This is a genomic window from Yersinia sp. 1252 StPb PI, assembly GCF_048593885.1.
GTDB classification, from domain to species: Bacteria; Pseudomonadota; Gammaproteobacteria; order Enterobacterales; family Enterobacteriaceae; genus Yersinia; species Yersinia enterocolitica_E.
Genome location: NZ_JAZGQE010000359.1, coordinates 1 through 1,581 on the forward strand (window position 1 = coordinate 1; position 1,581 = coordinate 1,581).

The following is a 1,581-nucleotide window of genomic DNA, read 5'->3' on the forward strand; positions in this document are numbered from 1 at the left end:
TTCCAGTTGGCACCAGTAGGGAGCAGGTCAACCGCATTGCCGGAGATATGACGGCTATTCATGGTCTGGCTTTTACCTGTAGCCACCAGCTCTTTTTGCCGTTCTACCGTGCGGACACCTTCAATAACGCCGAAATCAACCGTTGATATCTCCAGAGCGCGGCGAACCACTTTCACCAGGTTAGCGTTAACTCCCTTGAGGTTATTCTCACTACGGGTACTAAATCTGTAATTTGTCATGGTTTGAGTCTCGCAGGTTTAGAGAAGCGCATGACGTTTCCACCAGCAGCAACAATCGCCACAGCCATGCTGATATTAATGAGCGTTTCGGACCAGTCGGCTTGGTGGTAATCGCCAGTCAGTATCCGAATGGTCACCGATGCACTGGCCACCATGAGAGCGTAAGCAAAGAATGAGGCTATCGGTCTATAGGTTGCCCCCCTGCTCCGGTAAGCAAATAAACGGACTGCTATCACCGCACAAGCAATAGCATCAAGCGTCAGCAGATAATTATTCATCGGGTTTTCCCCCACCACTTCTAAAGCGGTCGATGAGGTTGCCGGGGTTTTTCGACTCTTTGTTTGCCCACATCAAAAGACGTATGACAACAGCACCCGCAACCATTGCGCCCACAGGTTCAGCGGCTCTAACTTCGCTAGGCGTCAGGAAATTGATAAACGAGGTAATGAATGGGGCAGACAACACGCCAGCACCCCATGACAGGCCAAATAGAAACAGTTTCTTAGATAGAGAGAAGTCTGACGCAGATAACACGAATACAGCAGCGCCAGCGAACGCCCCCACCACAACACCAGCATCCAGCCCCGATAACAGCCCGATGAAAGTAACGCCAGTAACAGTTGCGGTGGCGGCTCCGGTGCTGGTGATCGGTTCCGACATGATGGTTTCCTTATATGTGGGGAATTTAGCCCACCAGTGCAGCCACTCATCTGTTAATGGTGTGTGGAGTTGATTGGGTGGTGACTGATGGGCTAAAACGAAAAAGCCCCAGCGAATGCCAGGGCTTAATAATTAACCGAGCTATCTCGGCTGTTACATCACTACGAAGTCACATTAACGCAGGATTTTATGAACTTTATTTTGAATATCTAGCTGCAATGACGGCGACTCAATACTTCCATCTGGAGAGCTTTTGTTCATTAGCATGGCATCGAGCTTCTCACGTTCTGTAGGGCTCAGAGTGCAATATAACGCTGCAACTATCTTTTTCAGTGCTAATAATTCAAGCGTTAAATGTGACGTGACGTCTGACATGCTTTACCTCTCAGGAATCCTCTTGGATTCGAGAGTATAGCTATTTCTGGTAGAAACTCTCTAAATCGATACCATAATTAATAATTTGCAAAAAAAATGTCAGCATCTAACTTCACTACATTCGACTGAGCACCAACCATTAGTGAGGCAATGCTCTGAATAGATTGGGATATGAACCGGTTATTCAATGAAGCTCAGGCGAATGTAGAAATGAAAAAAAAGCCCTAGCTGTTAGGCGGGGCTGAAGCGAAGGGGTATCGTTACGGGGGCCTGCCCGTGGTACTGGCCAGTTGGTTATACATTAACT

At 47.9% G+C, this 1,581-nt stretch carries 3 protein-coding genes and 1 pseudogene; all 4 read right to left on the minus strand.

All coding sequences use genetic code 11. The annotated features are described in order from the left end of the window. Window positions 1-239 (minus strand): annotated as a pseudogene (locus V2A85_RS23555) (M15 family peptidase); the annotation flags it as partial. Then, window positions 236-517: a phage holin family protein gene (locus tag V2A85_RS23560; protein WP_420072538.1), complete on the minus strand. Its 282-nt coding sequence runs from the start codon at window positions 515-517 to the stop codon at window positions 236-238. The pseudogene V2A85_RS23555 and the gene V2A85_RS23560, both read right to left, overlap by 4 nt. Then, window positions 510-899: a phage holin family protein gene (locus tag V2A85_RS23565; RefSeq protein WP_099465965.1), complete on the minus strand. Its 390-nt coding sequence runs from the start codon at window positions 897-899 to the stop codon at window positions 510-512. The genes V2A85_RS23560 and V2A85_RS23565 overlap by 8 nt, the downstream gene beginning before the upstream one ends. Window positions 900-1,073: 174 nt before the next feature. Beyond that, the gene (locus V2A85_RS23570) at window positions 1,074-1,274 is read right to left on the minus strand and encodes a hypothetical protein (RefSeq protein WP_083159886.1); all 201 of its coding nucleotides are present in this window, start codon (window positions 1,272-1,274) and stop codon (window positions 1,074-1,076) included. Window positions 1,275-1,581 lie beyond the last annotated feature (307 nt).

Bases quoted from the DNA above. Each gene is read 5' to 3' on its own strand.
- V2A85_RS23570 (WP_083159886.1), bottom strand. From the start codon at position 1,274: ATGTCAGACGTCACGTCACATTTAACGCTTGAATTATTAGCACTGAAA.
- V2A85_RS23565 (WP_099465965.1), bottom strand. From the start codon at position 899: ATGTCGGAACCGATCACCAGCACCGGAGCCGCCACCGCAACTGTTACT.
- V2A85_RS23560 (WP_420072538.1), bottom strand. From the start codon at position 517: ATGAATAATTATCTGCTGACGCTTGATGCTATTGCTTGTGCGGTGATA.